Annotated in this window: 10 protein-coding genes; 4 read left to right on the top strand and 6 right to left on the bottom strand. The window is 43.9% G+C overall.

Translation table 11 applies throughout. From position 1 onward, the window contains the following. Positions 1-52 precede the first annotated feature (52 nt). A complete protein-coding gene (locus H6F77_RS19035; RefSeq protein WP_190490123.1) occupies positions 53-1,606 on the top strand; it encodes a phytoene desaturase family protein in 1,554 nt (517 codons plus the stop codon). Between the two features lie 320 nt (positions 1,607-1,926). After that, positions 1,927-2,997 carry a dual-specificity RNA methyltransferase RlmN gene (gene rlmN / locus H6F77_RS19040; RefSeq protein ID WP_190490124.1) on the top strand — a complete coding sequence of 357 codons (1,071 nt, stop codon included), beginning with the start codon at positions 1,927-1,929 and terminating at the stop codon, positions 2,995-2,997. Positions 2,998-3,932: 935 nt separating this feature from the next. On the opposite strand, the gene H6F77_RS19045 is transcribed toward rlmN, so the two are convergent. The 5 genes from H6F77_RS19045 to uvrC form a co-directional block, all read right to left on the bottom strand. Continuing rightward, a complete protein-coding gene (locus tag H6F77_RS19045; RefSeq protein ID WP_190490125.1) occupies positions 3,933-5,456 on the bottom strand; it encodes a hybrid sensor histidine kinase/response regulator in 1,524 nt (507 codons plus the stop codon). Between the two features lie 200 nt (positions 5,457-5,656). Next, entirely contained in the window at positions 5,657-7,996 is a 2,340-nt protein-coding gene (locus H6F77_RS19050) for a hybrid sensor histidine kinase/response regulator (RefSeq protein ID WP_190490126.1), read from the bottom strand. Continuing rightward, on the bottom strand, positions 7,986-14,069 hold the full coding sequence (locus H6F77_RS19055; protein WP_190490127.1) for a hybrid sensor histidine kinase/response regulator: 6,084 nt from the start codon (positions 14,067-14,069) through the stop codon (positions 7,986-7,988). The genes H6F77_RS19050 and H6F77_RS19055 overlap by 11 nt, the downstream gene beginning before the upstream one ends. Positions 14,070-14,510: 441 nt before the next feature. Continuing rightward, on the bottom strand, positions 14,511-15,977 hold the full coding sequence (locus H6F77_RS19060) for a serine/threonine-protein kinase (RefSeq protein ID WP_190490128.1): 1,467 nt from the start codon (positions 15,975-15,977) through the stop codon (positions 14,511-14,513). A gap of 83 nt (positions 15,978-16,060) precedes the next feature. Then, the gene (gene uvrC, locus H6F77_RS19065) at positions 16,061-17,941 is read right to left on the bottom strand and encodes an excinuclease ABC subunit UvrC (protein ID WP_190490129.1); all 1,881 of its coding nucleotides are present in this window, start codon (positions 17,939-17,941) and stop codon (positions 16,061-16,063) included. Positions 17,942-18,134: 193 nt separating this feature from the next. On the opposite strand from uvrC, the gene H6F77_RS19070 reads away from it, so the two are divergent. Next, entirely contained in the window at positions 18,135-18,419 is a 285-nt protein-coding gene (locus H6F77_RS19070; protein WP_190490130.1) for a hypothetical protein, read from the top strand. Here the strand turns inward: H6F77_RS19070 and H6F77_RS19075 are convergent. After that, positions 18,367-18,774 carry a response regulator gene (locus tag H6F77_RS19075; protein WP_190490131.1) on the bottom strand — a complete coding sequence of 136 codons (408 nt, stop codon included), beginning with the start codon at positions 18,772-18,774 and terminating at the stop codon, positions 18,367-18,369. The genes H6F77_RS19070 and H6F77_RS19075 overlap by 53 nt on opposite strands. Before the next feature lie 61 nt (positions 18,775-18,835). Between H6F77_RS19075 and H6F77_RS19080 the strand changes: the two genes are divergently transcribed. Then, complete coding sequence (locus H6F77_RS19080) at positions 18,836-20,662, top strand: M3 family oligoendopeptidase (RefSeq protein ID WP_190490132.1); 1,827 nt, start codon at positions 18,836-18,838, stop codon at positions 20,660-20,662. Positions 20,663-20,673: the final 11 nt, after the last annotated feature.

Genomic DNA, 20,673 nt, shown 5'->3' on the forward strand with positions numbered 1-20,673 from the left:
TAGGCATTGAGTCTCTAACCTTACCATTGTAGCTAGACGTAATCTTAATAAGATGAAAAACTCAGTAGATGTCATCGTTATTGGTGCTGGGCACAACGGACTTGTGGCGGCGTTACTGCTGGCGCGTCATGGTCTGGATGTTCTGGTAGTTGAAGAAAAGGATATTATCGGTGGTGCTTGTCGCACCGAACAGCCGTTTGGCAAAGCGCCAAATCTGGGTACTTCAACTGGTGCTTATTTGCTGGGGTTGATGCCTCCAGAGCTTATTAAGATTTTAGATATAAATATTCCGCTGATTAGGAGAGATCCGCACTATTTTTTACCGACGACCGATCGGCGTTATCTACTATTTGGTTCAAATACTGAGGAGATGCAGCGCCAGTTTACTTCGTTTTTTTCGGATTCTGATTGGAAGGCGGATCGGGCGCTACAGGATGAAATTGCTCAACTGCGAGAGGATATTGCACCAACTTGGCTTGATGAACCGCTTTCTATTGAGGATACGGCAGAGCGATACGTGCGAAAAGAGTTGCGCGGAGTGTTTGTGAATCTTTGCCGCAATTCGGTGGGGGAATATCTTGACAGGTTTGGTTTCAAGAGTGACCTTGTGAAGGCGATGTATGCGGTTACGGATGGTTTTTCTGGGCTGTACGGAACTTGGGATACTCCTGGTACGGGGATGAATTTTCTCATCCACAATATGTGTCGGCTACCTGGTAGTGATGGCACTTGGATGGTTGTTAAGGGTGGAATGGGGACGGTTACAAGTTGTCTGGCGGATGCTGCGAGAAAGGCGGGGGCGCGAATTGAGACTGGGCGCGGGGTGATGAAGGTTTTAGTAGAGGATGGTGTTAGTAGGGGAATTGTTTTTAAGGATGGTAGTGAGTTAAAGGCTACAACTATTGTTGTTAATGCTGACCCGTTTCGGATGCGCGATTTGATTGGCGATCGCAATTTGCCTGCTGATTATAATAAGCGGCTGGATGGGTATAAGAAGGATGGTTCGACTTTTAAAATTAATTTGTGTTTGAAGGGGTTGCCGAAGTTTAGTTGTTTGCCTGAAGATTGCGGGCAGTATGGGACGACGATTCATTTGCTACCTGATGAAGATGAGGTTATGTCTGTTTTGGGTAGCACTTTTGCTGATGTGCAGGCGGGAAGATTGCCTAAGTTTCCAGCTATTGAATGGTACATTCATACAACTGTGGATCGGTCTTTACAGGATGCGGAGGGACACCACAATTCGGCGCTATTTGTGCAGTGGGTTCCCTATGAGTTGGAGGGGACGAGTTGGGAGGTTGAGGAGGATGGTTATGTTAGGCATTTATTGTCGATATGCGATCGCTTTGCCCCCGGTACGTCTAATTTAGTTGAGGATGTGTTTGCGTTGCATCCGCAGAAAATTGAGCAGCATTTTGGGCTGACGCGGGGACATATCCATCACGTTGATAATTCTTTTGGTTTTGCTGATAGGTTGCCTTATCGTACTCCGATTGAGGGTGTGTATTCGGCGAGTGCTGGTTGTCATCCGGCGGGGTCGGTTATTGGTGCTGCTGGATACAATGCGGCTAGGCGGCTGATGCGGGATTTGGGGGTTGGGGGTTAATGGCGCGATCGCGCTATATTTCGCTTACTTAGATTTAGTTATGAAAAAACCCGGGCTTGGGGGGAGACCCCCAAACCCCCTGCTGGGGGCGTGGCGCCGCCCCCAGACCCCCTACGCATGTGGGTTATCTGCTGTGCAGGATGTTTTTAGGTTCGGGGAGGTGTGGGTAATGGTAAGGAGTAAAGTCGGTGTTTTAATACGCAAGGTGTGTGGAACCCAAATAAAACCCCATAACACGTTTAGGCGGCTGGAAAGATAAGCTGGTAATAGCACCAGTTCTGTATATATTGTTTTAGGTTCAAGTTGCTATGATTAGCCCTATGCAAAGTCAGTCTGATGAGACTGCGGCGATCGCTGTAGAATCGCGTCAAGAAAGTAATTCGTCAAGTCCTTTGTTAGGTTGTTCTGTTGCGGATTTGACTTCTTGGGTAAAGTCTCAGGGACAACCTGGTTATCGCGGACAACAATTGCACCAATGGATTTATCAAAAGGGGGCGCGATCGCTCTCTGATATTACTGTTTTTCCTAAGCAATGGCGCGAGTCTGTTGCAGATTTTCCGATTTGTCGGTCAACTATACACTATCGATCTGTTGCTCCAGATGGGACGATAAAATATTTGCTGCGTCTGGCTGATGGTCAGATTATTGAAGCTGTTGGTATTCCTACAGATAAGCGCCTTACTGTTTGCGTATCTTCTCAGGTAGGTTGTCCGATGGCTTGCGATTTCTGCGCTACGGGAAAGGGTGGTTTTACTCGGAATTTAGCACGCCATGAAATTGTCGATCAGGTGTTGACCGTTCAGGAAGATTTCCAGCGCCGGGTTAGCCATATTGTGTTTATGGGTATGGGCGAACCTTTGCTGAATGTGGACAATGTTCTGGGTGCGATTAAGTGTTTGAATGAGGATGTGGGTATCGGTCAGCGGATGATGACGCTATCAACTGTTGGTATACGCGATCGCATCCGTGAACTAGCTGAACATCAATTGCAAGTTACTCTCGCTGTTAGCCTCCACGCTTCCAATCAAGCCTTGCGTAAGCAGTTAATTCCTAGCGCCCGTGCCTACGATTTGGATGATTTAATATCAGAATGTCGGGAATATGTTCAGCTTACCGGGCGTCGCGTTTCTTTTGAATACATCCTCCTGGCTGGAGTGAATGACTGTCCGGAACACGCCGATGAGTTAGCTAGACATCTGCGCGGTTTCCAGTGTCACGTTAATTTAATTCCCTATAATCCCATTCAGGAAGTTGATTACCAACGCCCTACTCCCAACGGTATTCAAGCTTTTGTAGCCGCTTTGAAAAACCAGCATATTGCTGTTAGCGTCCGCTATTCTCGTGGGTTGGAAGCTGATGCAGCCTGCGGACAACTCCGGGCAAGTAAGTAAAAAAGTAAAAAGCAAGCTAGAAAATTCTTTCTTTTGCCCTCGTTCCCAGGCGCCCGCCTGGGAATGCTTTTTATTTTTTATCGGGGGGCGTAGATACCAGGGGCATAGGCTTCAATAACTCTGCCCGTTTTAGAACACGTAACCATTAAGTAGTCGCAGGCTGGGCATTGCGTTCTAGTCTGAAGGCTGCTGGTAAGGTAATAACGTTCAGCCTCGCTGCCGCAGTTTGGACACCGCACTGCTTGGGAGATTTTTACATTCAAAGTATTCATTTCAGTCAGTTTTTAAACAAATTTATTACAAACTAGGATTCTGAGGCACTATTGCCAAAAAACTTACCCTTTACGGTCTTGAAAAACCGTGTTTATGCGTGCGATCGCATTAAATTTCAGGTTTACAAAAACCTGGTTTCTTATGGCTAAGCTCTGCCAAAACTTTAGCTAAATCAACAGGGTAACTAAAATCTAGGAACAAAAAATTATTTAACCTTATGTTCTATTATGTCAGGCTTAACGTGAATTAGCAATTAAACTTTGGTAAGTATATAGTTTAATTCTTTAGGAATACTTTGGCTTTTGGCTTTGATCCCCACTGCTAATTCATGGTAATAAGTAGCTTTAGCTTACGTCTGCCTGGATATCCTTACAGGCTAAAACCAAAGAGATTGTAAAAGTTTACAAATTTTCAGTGCCTATTTGTATTGTTTTTTTACACTGATAAAAAGGGTAATCGCTATAAAATAATGCTTAGTGGTTAATACTTTAGAAAAATCTATATTATTTTAAGGAAAGCGGGATTTTTAGCCTCACCCTCTAGATAGATTAATCTGGAAAATCGAACTTAGTTTGGATGTATAGCTAAAGACTATAACTACAAACACAGCGGGAGTAGCAGGGTAATAGAGGAAATTTGTAGACACTATTTAACTACCCATATCAGGTTTGTTGGAGCAAGGTCTTTTCCTGATTGTGCTGTCTAATGGGAATTTGAATAACGAACTCTGCTCCTTGCCCCGGTGCTGAAAGACAATGAATTTTACCGCTATGTTTGTCCACGACAATCTGGTAGCTAATAAATAATCCTAAGCCCGTGCCTTTGCCGATGGGTTTGGTTGTAAAGAAGGGGTCAAATAGTTTAGAACGTACTTCCTCCCTTATGCCAGGGCCATTATCGGCAATCCGAATCGCCACCGTTTCTTCGTCTATCACTTCGGTGCGAATGAAAATCGTGCTGGGGCAAGAGAGAATTTCTGGGTGCGATCGCTGTCGGTTATACTCTTCTAATGCATCTATACCATTGGCTAGAAGATTCATAAACACTTGATTCAGTTGCCCTGCAAAGCATTCAACTTTGGGCAGGTTGCCATACTCTTTGATTACTTGAATTGCAGGATAATTAGACGTGGGCTTGAGGCGATTGTGCAAAATCAGCAGGGCGCTATCTAGCCCATCGTGGACATTAACTGGCTTCATCTCAGCCTCGTCCAGGCGCGAAAAGTTCCGCATCGACTGAACGATCTCGCGGATGCGTTCAGCCCCTACATTCATGGATGCCAAGAGTTTGGGCAAGTCTGAAATCATAAACTCTAAATCCATAGCTTCTAACTCCTCTTGAATTACAGGACTAGGTGAAGGGTTGTACTCCTGATAAAGGTGAACGAGGTGGAGCAGATCTTGGGTATAGTGAGCGACGTGAATGAGATTGCCGTAGATGAAGTTAACAGGATTGTTAATTTCATGGGCGACACCAGCAACTAGCTGTCCCAAACTCGACATTTTTTCGCTGTGAACAAGTTGACCTTGGGTTTGTTGGAGTTGGCGAAAGGCAAGTTCTAACTGATTTGCTTGTTCTCGATAGCGTGCTTCTGACTGCTGCAATGCCGCCTCTGCTTGCAGGCGCTCTTGAATCTCCTGTTTGAGGCGCTCGTTGGCTTGGGAAATAGTAGCAGTCCGTTGTTCTACTCGTCTTTCTAACTCTGATGTAAGCGTCAATAGCGCTTCCTCTACCCCCGCACGCTCTTGGATCTCTTGTTCCAAACGCACATTTTGCTCTTGGAGTTTCTTGGTCAGGTTCCTGATATTCAGATGGAGCTTCACGCGGGCTAAAACCTCTTCATGCTGAAACGGTTTTGTAATGTAGTCCACTGCTCCCAAATTCAAACCTCTGACTTTATCTACAGTCTCGGTAAGCGCGGTCATGAAAATCACTGGAATGTCTTGAGTTGAGGGGTTGGCTTTTAATAAACGGCAAGTTTCAAAGCCATCCATTCCAGGCATGATTATGTCTAATAAGACGAGATCTGGTGGTGCATATTCGACTTTTTGTATGGCACTTTCGCCATCTCTAGCTACCAAGACTTTGGAGCCAGCATTCGCTAAAAAATCGAACAATACTCCTAAGTTTGTGGGATTGTCATCTACTATTAATATAGTCCCTTCTCGTTTCATCTCAAGGTTCATATATTTACCTCTTCATTTTGCTGAAAACTTATATTTTTGTTTAAAGCCTGAATGTTATTTAAGTGATTGTGGTAAAAAGGGCTGCTTATATTAATTCATAGGCATACAAATAGCTTTTTTTTCAATTAAACAAGTAACAGCTATTGTTATGTTAGCTCACTACTATTTCGCCAGCTTTTAGCTTAAATAAAGTAATTTATCTAGTTTGTATTAAGAACTGTATAGAGTTGTTGTAATAATTCATCTGATGTATACGGTTTTAGCAAGAATGTTTTTACGGTAGTACCAAGTAAGTCAGCCATTTTATGGTTTGGTCCGAGTCCGCTGACAGCAATAATCTTCACTTGCGGGTTGATTTTTTGCAAGGTACGAATAGTTGTTGGGCCATCCATACAGGGCATCATCATATCAACTAATACAACATCAATTTCTTCCTTATGTTCGGCATAAAGGGCGATCGCTTCAATACCATCACTTGCACTTATAACATTGTAAGCATAGTTTTCTAGCGAGCTTTTTGTGATTTCACGGATTGAATATTCATCATCAACAACGAGAATCAATTCTCCATGTCCTACAGGTACAAGGTCACGAGTTGGTGTGGTGTAACCGTGGGTAGTTATCTCAGTTGCAGGTAAGTACACTTTAAATTGCGTACCTTGTCCCAGTTCACTGTATACGTCAACAAAACCGCCGTGTCCTTTAATGATGCCGATGACTGTTGAAAGACCTAATCCTGTACCTTTACCCAGTTCTTTTGTGGTGAAAAATGGCTCAAAGATTCGCTCCAACATTTCCGTCGGGATGCCAGTTCCTGTATCGGAAACTTTAATAACAATGTAAGAACCAACTGTAGCCTCAATATGCATTCGAGCATAATTTTCATCAATACAAAGATTGTAAGCAGAAAGAGTTAAAGTACCGCCATCTGGCATAGCATCCCTAGCATTGACACAGAGGTTGATTAGAACTTGGTGCAGTTGTGTGTTATCTCCAGAGACAGGTAAAAGGTCCGGGGATATATTGGTATGGACTTCGATGGATTTAGGAAATGTCTCTTTGACGATCTGCTCAGTTTCTAAAATTAAGTGTGTTACTTCAAGAAGCGATCGCTCTCCTTCACAACCGCGTGCAAATGACAAAACTTGCTTTACCAAGTCAGCACCACGTTTAACATTGAGTTCTAGAAGATCCAGCCACTGCTGGCTGCGAGCGTCGTCAATTTTCATTTGCAATAGTTGAATTGCCATTAAAATTGGCGCTAGAACATTGTTGAGATCGTGGGCGATACCACCAGCGAGCGTGCCTAAGCTTTCCATCCGCTGGGCGCGAAGAAACTGTTTTTCTAATTGCTTTTTCTCTTTAATGTCGGTGTTGATTGTTAGTATTGATTTTGGTTGCCCCGCATCATCCCGTACCAGCGTCCAGCAACTTGCAACAATGATTTCTTTGCCGTCTTTTGTGACTTGATTCAATTCACCCTGCCATACTCCTTTCTCAATAATTATGTCCTGAATTTGTGTTATGTGAGGGGGATTTTCTCTGTACAAAAGCTGATTAGCGTTCTTACCAATAGCTTCTTCTACCTTCCACCCGTATAAGCGTTCAGCAGATTTGTTCCAAAATAATATTTTGTTTCCCAAGTCTCTAACGAGAATAGCGTCAGTTGTGACATCGAGCAGCGAAGCTTGTTCGCGGATTTTCTGTTCCGATCGCTTGCGTTCGGTAATATCAGTGAGCATACATAGCGCACCGAGAAATTCTCTGTTTTTATTAAATAGCGTACTGGTAGAAATTATTGTCCAGAGTTCTGAACCGTCTTTCCGAATAAACCGGAAATCATGCTGTTCGTTAATTCCTTGTTGCTGTCGTGCAAAATGCTGTGATGCTTCAAGACGACCAGTATCATCCATGAAATTGAAAAGAGAATCACCTAGCATTTCTTCGATGCTATAGCCCAGCATTTCGCTCATACGCTGGTTAACATATGTGGTATTAGCATAGGCATCTAGTAGCCAGATACCTTCCTGAGCTGTATCAACTATCCTGCGGAAGCGTTCCTCACTTTGCCGCAGTGCTTCTTCAACCCATATGCGCTCGGCGATTTCTTGTTGCAGATGCACATTTTGCTCTTGGAGTCTTTTGGTTAAATTCCGCAGGTTTAGGTGGAGCTTAATACGAGCTAAAACTTCTTCATGCTGAAACGGCTTGGTAATGTAATCGACCGCTCCCAGATTCAAACCTTTGACTTTATCAACGGTGTCAGAAAGCGCCGTCATAAAAATTACTGGGGTGTCTTTCGTTGATTCGGTAGCTTTCAGAAGGCGGCAAGTTTCAAAGCCATCCATTCCAGGCATAAGCACATCGAGCAAAATTAGGTCGGGTGCGGCATACTTTACTTTTTGGATAGCACTTTCGCCATCTTGCGCTACCAAGACTTTAAAGCCCTTGGCAGCTAAAAAATCAAACAGTATTCCTAAATTAGTGGGGGTGTCATCAACGATTAAAATGCTGCCTTCATTTAGTGTTTTAACGCTCATGGTTTCCCCTGCACTGTTTAATAAATTCTATAATTTTCTTCTCTTCAAATCCTTTTGCTAATTGACGTAAATGACTGGTAAACTGCACCCATTCTTGATTCATCTTTTCAAGGGTTTCAGCTCGGTCGATAATGCCTCTAAGATCGCCCATCATCGCTAAATCGAATAAGGTAGCTAGTTCTTCCGCAGGCGGAGTAATTAATTGTGAGTTTTGGTTTTCCCCTTTTGCTAAGCTTGGCTTTGCTTGCAATACCTCTGGCCTATCCTCGGCTGGTTCATTAAAAATCCATTCCAAGCCTAAGTAGATCTGTAACTTGTTTAAAAGCTCCTGTTCCCGAATGGGTTTAGGAAGAAAGTCGTTGCAACCAGCCTCCAAACTTCTTTGTTGATCGAAATCAAAAACGCTGGCGGAGGTAGCAATTATTACTATGTTCTGATTCGGTAATTTACGAATACGACGAGTGGCTTCTAAGCCATTAATCATTGGCATCATCAAGTCCATTAAGATACAATCTGGTTTAAGTTCACGGGCTTTGTTTAAACAGTCAATACCATCTGTTGCTTCGATAATTTCAAACCCTAAATGCTTCAGCATGGCGACCAAAAGCGAACGATTTTGCGCCTTATCGTCTGCTACGATAATTTTTCTTTTTTCACCTTTGAAGCCTACGATTAAGCCTTGATCTCCTTTGGCCACATCTGCCCATTCGGAAACTTCTGGTAAATTTAAACTAAAGAAGAAAACGCTGCCTTTCCCCAAGGTACTTTTGACCTTGAGTTCGCCGCCCATCATCTGAACTAATTGACGGCTTATTGCTAGTCCTAAGCCTGTTCCTTCAGCTTTGCGATTGTGTTCTCCTACCTGGTGGAAGGGTAAAAATATTTCTTCTAATTGCTCGGTAGCCATGCCAACGCCTGTATCTTCTACCTGAAACCGGATCTCGTCTTGTTGATAGCCTACTTTGAATGCTACCCCCCCCGTTTCGGTAAATTTGACTGCATTGCCGAGTAAGTTAATCAGAACTTGGCGCAATCGTTTTTCATCGCCCCGGACACCTATGGGAAGTGGGGTGAGAGGTTCGTAGATTAAGGAAATTCCCTTTTGTTCGGCACGAAGGTGGCAAATTTCGGCGATGCCTTCTAGGAATTCTGGAAAATGAAAATTAGTGAGGTGAAGCTCCATTTTCCGAGCTTCGATTTTGGAAAGGTCTAAAATATCATTTATTAGAGTAAGCAGGTGTTCGCCGCATTGGTTGATGATACCCAGACCGTCTTTTTGTCGCTCGGTTAAAGATTGTTCTCGCTTGAGGATTTGTGCGTAACCTAAGATGCCGTTGAGTGGTGTTCTCAGTTCGTGGCTCATGTTGGCGAGAAATTCAGTTTTGGCTCGGTTGGCGGATTTAGCTGCTTCTTCGGCTTTTAAGCGATCGCTTATCTCTTGTTGCAGAACTAGATTTTTTTCCTGTAACTCTAGGGTGCGCTCTTCGACTTTTGTTTCGAGGTTAACTTTGGCAGCTTCTAAATCCGTATAAAGACGAGCATTTTCTATTGAAATCGCAGCTTGCGCCGATAAAATCCGCAAAAATTCCACCCGCTTTGGCGTAAATGCACCTGTAATCAAATTATTTTCTAGATAAAGAATTGCGGTGATTTTGCCTTGATAAAGGATGGGCGCACACAAGACTGACTTTGGTTTGTATTGGTTAATGTAGGGGTCAGCTTTAAAGATTTCCTCACAGCTTGCATCATTTAAAACGACATCTTTCTGCGTTCTAGCAACGTAATTAAGCACGGATACAGATACTTGCTGGTTGCTTGATACTGGTAAAGATTGCAGCACTTGCACCTCATCTTTATTTCCAGCGGCTTCTATAACAAATTGATCGTCCTTTGATAAAATGAGCAACCCAGTTTCAGCGCCAGCATTTTCTATTAAAATTTTCATCAACTTGTCGAGCAAGCTAGCCAGAACAATTTCCCCAGAAATTGCTTGCGAGGCTTTCATCACCGCACCTAAGTCCAGAATTTCGTCAATTCCAGATCCGGTAGAAGTAACGGTTCCCTGAATCGTCTGGGTAATTCTTTCGCCCGTCTTTTGGTTCATTTTCTGGTTAAGAACAGGAGAGAGTAATTGAGGGTAGCGTTTTGCTAAATCCTCAAGTTTGGCTGTTGCTCCCCAGTGCATATAAGCGTAGTAAGCCTTTGTCATGTAAGTTTGGGCAATAGTTTCTTTACCCCATGACAAATAGAATTTAGCAGCGAGTTCGTGAGCTAGTGCTTCTTCGTTGATGTACTCGTTTTCTTTAGCAAGAGCGATCGCTTTGTCGTAGATCTCGATCGCTTCTACTTTTTCCCCTAAAACACGATGTTTTTCTGCCTCTACTAAATAGAATTTATGCAGATGATTCATTGGGGCATAATGCGCCCATTTTTGCAATTTCTCTTGATTAGCTTGTACTCGGTTAAGAATGTCCTGTTGGTCGGACTGCGAAGTTTCAGGATACACAGCTAGCCGTACTAGAGACTCGTAGAAATAGAAGATAACAACAGTTAGCTGCCCTGTAGATGAGCCGAAAGAACTTTCTACTTGAGGGATATTTTTTAAAGCTTCCGCGTAATTCTCAAACACATAACAAAGCGCAAGTTTGTGCAAGTATAAGTAATGAATTGCCAGTTGATTGTTGGTTTGCTGATATAGCGGCAGCATTTTCTCTTCGTCGTAGATTTCCCCCTTTAACTGGCATATATTTTCGCTTCTTCCCATCATGTTTAAGACGGCTTGCCAACAGATTTTTGTATTATTAAGCGCTGTTTCTTGGCTGATTTTATGAAGGGCATCTGTGTAAGTTGCTATCTCTCGTTCGAGCTGCATTAGTTGCTTGCCCACAAAAAACGAGTAATGACTCCACACCATGACGGCATAGCCAGCATATTCTAAATCTCCAGTTTCCAGCCCGCTAGAGAAAGCTGACAGGAAAGGTTCTAAGGTATTTCGGACGTGTTCTTTCCAATGTTGAACGGCTGCATACACTAAGTGGCAAGTCTTGACTTCGATTTCTTTGGCATTTAACTTTGACACTAGACGTAAAGCTAATTGGCCCAACTCATAGCCCCGCTCAATATCTCCTACCGCCCCGCAAAGAAGAAGACTGTATACCGCATATGCAAAGGGAGACACAGAAGCATTGCCATATTGAACGGATAAATTGACCTGTTTGCACACTGTTAAAGGCACCAGTACGGGCATCCCAGAATAGCAAGCAGAAAATATACTTGACAAAATCCTGATCGCTGCTAATTGATAAGGATCGGTCATTTCAGGGAGATCGATTAAGTCCTCAATTCGGGTTCCGCTCAAAATTGCCGCAGTTTCCCCCAGCGCCTGCCCAATATCAGATGGGTTTGGCGAGTCGGGAAACTCTACCTCCAACTGCTTTAAGACTTGCAGCCCCGTATTCAATGCTTCGACCAGCTTGTTCTGCGCCATATAAGCTTGAATCTGGACTTCGTACACTTTTACTTTGTCCAATAGCGTGTTGGCGCAGTTTTGTACTATCTCAACGAATCTCTGCATTCCGTCAAAATCACCACTCAAATATGCTGACTCTGCTGCTTCCTCATGCAGCCTTAATGTCAGTTCATACCGATTGTCCCAACTATCTACCGCTAGCAGAGATAAACCCACTTGCAAATATTTGACGGCGGAATCGTGGGCTGTAGCAGCTTTCGCTTTCTGACCTGCAATCAGATTCAATTGGGCTAGTTCATATTTTTGGGATTCAGTGGTAAGTAAGTCAGTACCATAATTGAGTTGGTTAACTAAAGCGAAAATATTTTCTTTTCGGTCTTCGGGCGTTGTACTTTGCAGCAGCAGTTGACCGATTTTTAAGTGGGTCTCTTTTTTCTGCTCATCTGGAATCAAAGAATAGGCAGCTTGCTGCACTCGGTCATGTAAAAACTTGTAGTCAACCTTCACATCAGTTAAGGTAAAACCGCCCGATTCTTCCTGACTAAATACGAGGGGAATTTTGTATTCGTTGCTCAAAGGTAAAATCAACCCAGCTTGAAGTGCTGCCCACAATTGCGCCGCCGTGACTAAGGATGATTCCTGATTGACAATCGCCAAAACTTCTAAGTTAAAAGTGTTGCCAATACAAGCAGCAAATTTTAATACTTTTTGTGTATCTTCTGGCAATTTGCGTATGTTCCTAGCAATCAGTTCGACAACATTGTAATCAGTGATGCCGATCGCTTGAATTTGCTCGATATTCCATTGCCAACCCCCCTGTGTCCCCCCTTGGTAAGGGGGGATTAGGGGGGTGAAGTTATAAGTCAACAAATCTTCTTGATAGAGAGTTTTGAGGAGTTGACTTAAGAAGAAAGGATTGCCCTGCGTTTTATTAAAAAGTAGAGACGCGAAATTTCGCGTCTTTACAGAAAGGGATTCCGAACCGCCAGATTCATTTAAAGTATCCGCAATTAATTCTTCGACATGAACCCGGTGTAATGGTTGAAGGACAATATTATTCACCGTCGCACCAGTTTGGCGAATCTTGTCAATTGTTTGAATCGTCGGATGAGTTGGAGAAACTTCGTTATCTCGGTATGCCCCAATCAGCAATAAATACTTGCTATCAGAATCAGTTATTAGCAATTCAATTAATTTTAACGATGCCGAATCCGCCCACTGCAAGTCATCGAGGAAGATAACTAAGGGATGGTCAATAGTCGTAAATACGCCAATGAATTGTTTAAAGACGCGACTGAAACGGTTTTGAGCTTCAGTTGCTCCTAGTTCTGCTACGGGTGGCTGTTTGCCAATAATTAATTCGACTTCGGGAATAACGTCGATAATTACTTTGCCGTTAACGCCCAAAGCAGATAAGAGTTTTTCTTCCCAACTTTTAATTTGCGTTTCACTTTCAGTTAGTAACTGTTGAATTAAGGATTCAAAAGCTTGAATTAGCGAAGCATAAGGAATATTACGTTTAAATTGGTCAAATTTTCCGGCGATAAAATAGCCGCGTTGTCGCACAATAGGTTTGTGAACTTCATTCACTAAAACAGTTTTGCCTATCCCGGAATAACCCGATACCAGCATCATTTCGGTAGTGCCAGCGGCAACGCGATCGAAAGTTTCCAGAAGCCTAGCAACTTCTGCATGACGACCGTAAAGTTTCTGCGGGATAATTAATTGACCTGCTTTGTCGGCACTACCGGTAATAAAGTTAGTAATAGTGCCGCTAGTCTGTAGTTTGAGCAGACAAGTTTCAAGATCGAACTTTAGACCCTCGGCGCTTTGGTAACGGTATTCAGCATTTTTAGCTAATAATTTCATCACAATAGATGAAACGGCTTCTGGGATTTCCGGATTTAGTTGGTGAAGAGGAAACGGGATTTTAGCTATATGGCTGTGTACCAATTCCATTGGTTCGCTAGCATTAAATGGCAACTGTCCTGCGAGCATTTCATAGAAGGTAACTCCTAGAGAATAGAAGTCGGTGCGGTAGTCAATTGAACGGTTCATCCTTCCAGTTTGTTCTGGGGACATATAGGCAAGAGTGCCTTCTAGTAAGGTTGGATTGCCGAGCGTTTGATTTTCTCTCTCTAGGCGCGATGCAATGCTAAAGTCGATGAATTTAACTTGTCTGGATTTTGGGTTAATTACAATATTCTGGGGTTTAATATCTTTATGAATAATTTTGTTTTGATGCAGTTGGGCAAGAGTTGATACTAGCTTAATAGCTATTTCTAGAAATTGGGTTAATGGTAAGGCGCGATCGCCCAGCCATTGTTTCAGGGATTCTCCCCCAAAATCTTCCAATATTAACGCTAGCCCGTGCTGATTGTTCTCTAATCCATAAACTTTAATAAGCCCCTCTATATCCAGGGGTTGTAAAATTATATATTCATGCCTCAAGCGGGTAATTTCTTCTAACGTGGGATACTCAGCTTGCAGGGTTTTAATAATCACCTGTGTGGCATCAAGTTCGCGTTGCGCCCGATAAATGACAGTATTATTGCCTTCATGGATGGCTTCGATGAGAGTGTAACCGGAAAGGGTGATGTTCATTGTCTGAATCCTGCTTATATAAGGTTAATGAGCGGTATCTTAAAAGCGGTTTAGTATGGGGCTTGTGCGAGTAAGGGAATGCAAGATTAGTCAGGCGGGGGTTCGGCTGTTGCCTTAACTTTCTTATAGTTCCCCGATAGCCTTGAAAAATAGAAACTTTTTATAAATAAACAAATTAAAAATTGTTAACGGGCGCTGGAACGATCGAAAGCAGGGCGATCGCTTACCACTAACGCGCTTCGCTAGGCTACCCCGCAAAAATATTCTTAGGGTCGAGACGAACCGACTCCTATCTATTACTTATTAGAGTTAAACAGCACAAAACAAGCAACTGCGATCTGCATCTTCATAAAATTGCAATTTTTACAAGTTGCTTTATGGAGATTGAAGCAAACACGTTTGTGTTATTTATCCTCAATCTTGCGTTGCGGCTGTGAGTAATTAATTGAGGTTACAAATTGCTAGTCTCGCTGCAAAAGCAGGGGTAATCCAAGAAGGAGCGCCCCCAAATCCCGCCCCTGGCAGATGTCCAACGGGAGCATCGAGACTAAAAATAAGATTGCGATAGCCGCGCCAACGCCCTTTGTCGCGCCAACCGATGCGATCGCCAAAGCGACACCAACTTTCATAATCTGGGTTAGCAGTCCCGCCAACATCATCCCAAATACGCTTTTGTATAATTAGGCCAAAGCGAGCATTGCTATATTTTGACCACAGATGATCGATGATGCGTAGTGCTTCGCAAGGAAATTTATCTACATCTTCTTGAGTTATCCACCCTGGTTTTTGTCCGGCTACTCTAAGTACAACATTTCTAGTTTCTTCATCAGCCTCTCGCCATTTTCCTGCTGCTAGTAGTTCCTCCAATTTGCTGTAAACTTTCTCCACCTCCAGACTCAAATTAATAGGAGGAGAAGTTATAACAGGTGCCGATGTTGTGGCAGTATAAATTGGATTTGCGCCAGCAGGTAATAATGTTTCAGATGCTTCAGGTTGTTCAAAATCATGGGGAGCGATCTCTTGGAGTATCTCCGCCGCAGATTGATAGCGATTTTTTGGTAATTCGGCGAGCATTTTGTCTAAAACTTGCTCCAAAGTCGCGCTAATGGTTGCGTTTTTTGGCACGCGATCGCGCCATAACCATCGACCTTCAAGCGGATCGAAAAGCTCATCAGAACCGTCTGCTTTTGGCAAACATTGAGTTATTAGACGAATACAAGTCACGGCTAAACTATAGATATCGCTAGCTGGGTAAGCCATGCCGCGCATTTGTTCTATAGGTGTATATCCTGCCGTGCAAACTGTTGTACCCACTTGACCTAAAGCTGTCACAGTCGCCTGTTTAGAGACGCCGAAATCAATTAACACTAATTTGCCATCCTTGCGGCGGCGCATAATATTTTCTGGTTTAATGTCTCGGTGAATTATGCCATTTTCGTGAATAAACTTGAGAACTGGCAGCAGATCGCTCAACAACTGCACAATTTTTTCTTCGCTAAAAGCTCCCTGAATGGCTAATTCTTGGCGTAAAGTTTGCCCATCGATCAACTCTTGCACTAAATACAGGCACTTGTTTTGTTCAAAATGGGCTAGCAGCCTGGGAATTTGCGAATGCTCTCCCAATTCAAACAGTCGCACACCCTCTTGGTTAAACAGTTCCGTTGCTTTCTGGAGTGCTGCTGGATTTGCTTGAATTTCGGCTGAGGGTGCGAACTGTTTGACAACGCACGGGGCGTTCATGCAGTCTTGATCTACTGCTTCGTATGTTTTGCCAAAGCCGCCGCCGCCAATAGGTTTGATGACGCGGTAACGGTTTCTGAGTAGTAGTTGGGAACCGCAATTTTTACAGAAATATACACAATCGGCATTAAGGCGATCGCTACAGTTGGGATTGAGGCAGTAAAGCATATCTGGGGAACACACAGAGCGATTAGTCTATGTTAATTGTTACCAAGACCATCCGCGAAGAATAAAAGCGGCTATAGTAAGGCTCAAGCAGGATGGAAATAATCGTATATTTCCTGAGCTAAACGCGGGCCAATTCCAGACACTTCAGATAGCTGTTTTGGTGAGGCTTCACGGATGTAGTCGATGGAGTGAAAATGCGCTAATAGTAGCTTTTGTCGATGGAATCCCAGTCCTGGAATTTCATCTAAGCGCGATCGCCTTAATTTATCGCTCCTCTGTTGTCTGTGGAAAGTAACAGCAAATCGGTGCGCTTCATCCCGCAATCTTCGCAATAGTTGCACTCCCGGTTGTTCTGCATCTGTCTCCAACGGGGAAGACTCACCTGGTAAGAATATCTCCTCTCTCTGTTTGGCTAAACTTACTACTCGCAAATCTTCCATTAAGTTCATCTCTTGCAAGACTGCCACAACAGATGAAAGTTGACCTTTTCCACCATCAATCATCACCAAATCTGGCCAATCTGAGTTCCCGACGCGCTGCATTTGCGGATCTTCTGCATACTTGCGGAAGCGGCGGCTAATTACTTCAGCTAAACTGGCAAAGTCGTCAGAGTGACCCGATTTTACTTCGGGATTTTTAATTTTGTAGTGGCGATAGTGTTGTTTAGCTGGTAGTCCGTCAATAAATACTACTTGCGATGCTACGGCATTTGAACCTTGAATGTGGGAAATGTCGTAACCTTCAATGCGATGAGGTAATTCCGGCAAATCGAGAATGGCGGCTAAATCTTGCATCGCCTCGGAGTTGCGATCGCCTACTTTTTGCGTCCGTTCTAGTTCGTAATGAGCGTTGCGCTCCACCATTTCAATTAGTTCTGCTTTTGTCTGTCGTTGCGGAGCCAAAATTGTAACTTTACGCCCTTTGCGACTGGTTAAAAATTCTGCCAGCATTTCACCTTCTGGTAACTCATGTTGTACCAGAATTTCAGTTGGAATTTCTACCGAATCGGCGTTTTGATAATGTTCTTCTAACACCCGTTGTAAAATAGCCCCAGGCGTACCCGATTGCGCGTCTGCTACGAATCCTAATCTACCTACTAACCGCCCAGCGCGAATTTGGAATAATTGAATGCAGGCGTGTTGGTCGTCAGCGGCTAGAGCGATCGCATCCCGCGATACTGTATCGTCAGGTAAAGATACTTTTTGATCGGCACTCAGCGACTTCAAGCCACCAATTTGATCGCGCATCCTCGCTGCTGCCTCAAAGTTTAATTCTTCAGCAGCTTTTTCCATATTCGACTTGAGAGTATCAATCAATTCCCCCGTCCTTCCCTGAAAAACCATCGCTATTTTTTGGATGGTTTTGCGGTATTCTTCTGGGGAAATTAATCCTTGACACACGCCAGGACAACGCCCCAGATCGTAGTTTAGACAAGCACGATCTTTAAACAACGGTTGAGGACGCTGGCGCATAGGAAAAAGCCTTTTAGCCAGTCTGAGAGTTGTTCTCAACAGATGAGCATCTACAAAAGGCCCGTAATATTTGTCTCCTTTCTTTCCTATCCTGCGGTTGCGGGTGATGAAAATACGCGGATAATCTTCTGACCAGGTAACTAAAACATAGGGATATTTTTTGTCATCTTTGAGGAGTACGTTGAAGTAGGGTTGGTGTTGCTTGACTAAATTGGCTTCTAGCGCTAATGCTTCGGCTTCGGTGTCGGTGACGATGAACTCGATCTCAGCCACTTGGCGTACCATCATGGCGATGCGATCGCTTAGTTTTTGTTTGTCGCGGAAGTAAGAACGCACGCGCGATCGCAGTTTCTTAGATTTGCCTATATATAGGATGCGATCGCTTGCGTCCCGCATGAAATATACCCCCGGTTCCGGCGGAATCTCCTTGAGGCGTTTTTCCAAGCGTTCTGGATCTTTAACGAGAGTTAGGGTTTGAGCAGATGTTGTCACAAGCAGCAGTTCAACTTTATGAGGATAACTAAACTATTAACTTTTGGTTAAAAATAAGGTTTTTTCTGTAAAATTTCTGTGAATTTGCGGTTTTTCTCTAGCAATCAGCCAATTTGCTGATTACTCTGTCTAAAGATAGTTGTTAAATTTATAAATGTGTAGTAAACAAATTGTCCCCTACTGGAAATAAGTCATGAATATGGAAGATTTTGAGTCCAAGTATCGGGACGCCATAGATGAAATCCTTAATCAACTTCAAACATTAACTCTCGTGGTAGCACGAGCCGAAACTAAGATTTCAGAAATTGGCAATTCTGTGCAGAAACTCAGCCTTACGGTTGAAGAATTCATCACCGTAAACAGAAGTCAAGAAATTCAGCCCAACCAAGCCGAAGTTAGCGAAATTCAGCCCAACCAAGCCGAAGTTAGCGAGTCAGATTGGCCAATTCTTCCTGAATCGCCTGACTCAGAGCGTTGAGATTTACGGGTTTAACGAAGTATCGACGAGCGCCCAAACTAATAGCTCGTTGTTTATCGGCTTCAAAAGCAAAAGCTGAGACTACAATCACGGGGACCTGCGGCCAATCTGACCTCTGTTTGATTTGCTCTAAGAGAGTGTAGCCATCAATCTCTGGTAACTTTAAGTCTAGCAAAACTAAGTGAGGCTGGAATTGCGCCTGGGTCTGAAAAAACTTATAGCCATCGGCCAATTTAAAGACCTCATAGCCAAAGTAGCTGAGGTAGTCACTCAGCATTTCTCGATTCGTATCGTTGTCTTCAACCAGCAAAATTCGTAAGGCTGACACTGTTCTTGACGCTGATGAATCACTCATAAAGTTTTTGCTAACATCATAACCCAGTCTCTAAACCTCATTTTGATACGGGAGTTTGATTTTGGTTCAAACATCAGAAAACCCAGCTGGCGCTGGTTTGACCCAGCTGGACAGTCCGCAGGAATGGAACCTCTCAGACCTTTACCAGGGTTTTGACGACCCCCAGCTAAAGCTGGATCTCGAAGCACTCCAGCAGACGGCGACCGAGTTTCGTGGAAACTACCGGGGAAAGGTAGCAGAACTGACCCCCGAACAAGTGGCGCAATGTCTGCAACAGCTAGAAGCGATTAACGAAAAAGCTGGTTATCTCTACGCCTTCCCCTCGCTTGTCTTCTCAGCAGATACTCGCAATACCCAAGCGAAGCAATTTCTCGACAAGGTGATGGAAGCGCTCACGGGAATTGAAAACCAGTTGCTGTTTTTCGACTTAGAACTGCAAAATCTCAACTCAGAGAAATTCTCGGATTTGCAGTCGTCACCCTTATTGCAAACTTACAGCCACTATATAGAGCGTATCGCTGAGTTTCGCCCTCACAAGCTTTCTGAGGAAGTGGAGCAAACCCGCAACCAAAGTAATCTTACTGGACGACAGGCGTTTATTCAGTTGCGGTCAGTTCATTTAGGCGAACAGGAATATCAACCAGTCACTACGCCTGACGGAAAATCTGCGAATACAGAAGCTGAATTGGGTGCGCTACTGTTTCACCCAGAGTCCGCCGTGCGCTACGACGCCTATAAGTCTGTGCGACAGGTGATGCAGCAGCACAATTCATTGTACGGCTTCATTCTGAATACGGTTTCGCAAGATCATCGCATTGAAAGTCAAATGCGGGGTTACACTTCAACTCTGCACAAGCAACTGTTAGCAGATGAAGTGTCTGAACCCGTTTTCCGGGCAATCATGGAGGGGACGCGCAGCCGGTTTGACTTGTTTCAACGCTATTACCGGTTGAAGGGAGAAGCACTGGGGCAAAAAATCCGCATCTGCGATATTTATGCACCTTGGACAATTGGCGACGAACCTACTGCGCCAGTCAACTATAAGGCTGGGGTGGAAACTCTGCTATCTGCGTTGGAGCAGTTTGATGTTAATTATGCTCGTCGTGCAGAAGAATTCTTTGTGAACAACTGGGTGGATGCGAAGTTGCGTCCTGGTAAACGCGGCGGTGCGTTTTGTTCTTACACTCACGGTAAGCACAGTTATCTCTTGCTGTCTTACACCGAGGATTACAACTCGCTGTTTACTTTAGCGCACGAGATGGGGCACGGGTTGCATTTTGCGTGGATAGGCGATCGCCAAACCTATTTCAACAGCAATCCGCCGATGGTGCTGGCAGAAATTGCTTCTACTTTCAACGAACTGCTGCTACTCGATTACTTGCTTAAAACAGCCGCCGATGACAAAAAACTAGGAAAATCTCTGTTAACTCGGCAACTAGAAGATCAGCTAAATCTGCTATTCCGTCAAAGCACCATCAGCCGCTTAGAGTTGGCCATTCACGATCGCGCCGCGCAAAGTAGTTTCGATCGCCTTTTTGTTAATGAAAAATGGACTGAACTCTACCAGGAACTTTGTGGCGATGCGGTAGAAATGCTGCCAGAACACCAGTACGACTGGGCGCGGATTGGTCACATCTACTTTAAGCCGTTCTATTGCTACCAGTACACGGCTTCTAATATTGTCAGCCTTGCCTGTTATCAGAAATATCGCCAAGTGGGGCGCGACTTCATACCCGGTTATTTTGAGTTACTCGCAGCTGGGGGAAGTATGAATCAAGTGGAAGCGTTACGCAAGTATGTGGGCATAGATATCGAAGATCCATCTACTATAAGCAGCGCTTTGGATTATGTGGAAAATCTGATTTCGCAGCTGCAAGCGACGCTTTAAGCGCAATAAAA

Source organism: Microcoleus sp. FACHB-831 (genome assembly GCF_014695585.1).
Taxonomy (GTDB): Bacteria; Cyanobacteriota; Cyanobacteriia; order Cyanobacteriales; family FACHB-T130; genus FACHB-831.

Coding starts and splice junctions, on each gene's coding strand:
- H6F77_RS19060 (WP_190490128.1), bottom strand. CDS start 15,977: ATGCTTTACTGCCTCAATCCCAACTGTAGCGATCGCCTTAATGCCGAT.
- H6F77_RS19055 (WP_190490127.1), bottom strand. CDS start 14,069: ATGAACATCACCCTTTCCGGTTACACTCTCATCGAAGCCATCCATGAA.
- H6F77_RS19075 (WP_190490131.1), bottom strand. CDS start 18,774: ATGAGTGATTCATCAGCGTCAAGAACAGTGTCAGCCTTACGAATTTTG.
- H6F77_RS19050 (WP_190490126.1), bottom strand. CDS start 7,996: ATGAGCGTTAAAACACTAAATGAAGGCAGCATTTTAATCGTTGATGAC.
- H6F77_RS19035 (WP_190490123.1), top strand. CDS start 53: ATGAAAAACTCAGTAGATGTCATCGTTATTGGTGCTGGGCACAACGGA.
- rlmN (WP_190490124.1), top strand. CDS start 1,927: ATGCAAAGTCAGTCTGATGAGACTGCGGCGATCGCTGTAGAATCGCGT.
- H6F77_RS19070 (WP_190490130.1), top strand. CDS start 18,135: ATGAATATGGAAGATTTTGAGTCCAAGTATCGGGACGCCATAGATGAA.
- H6F77_RS19045 (WP_190490125.1), bottom strand. CDS start 5,456: ATGAACCTTGAGATGAAACGAGAAGGGACTATATTAATAGTAGATGAC.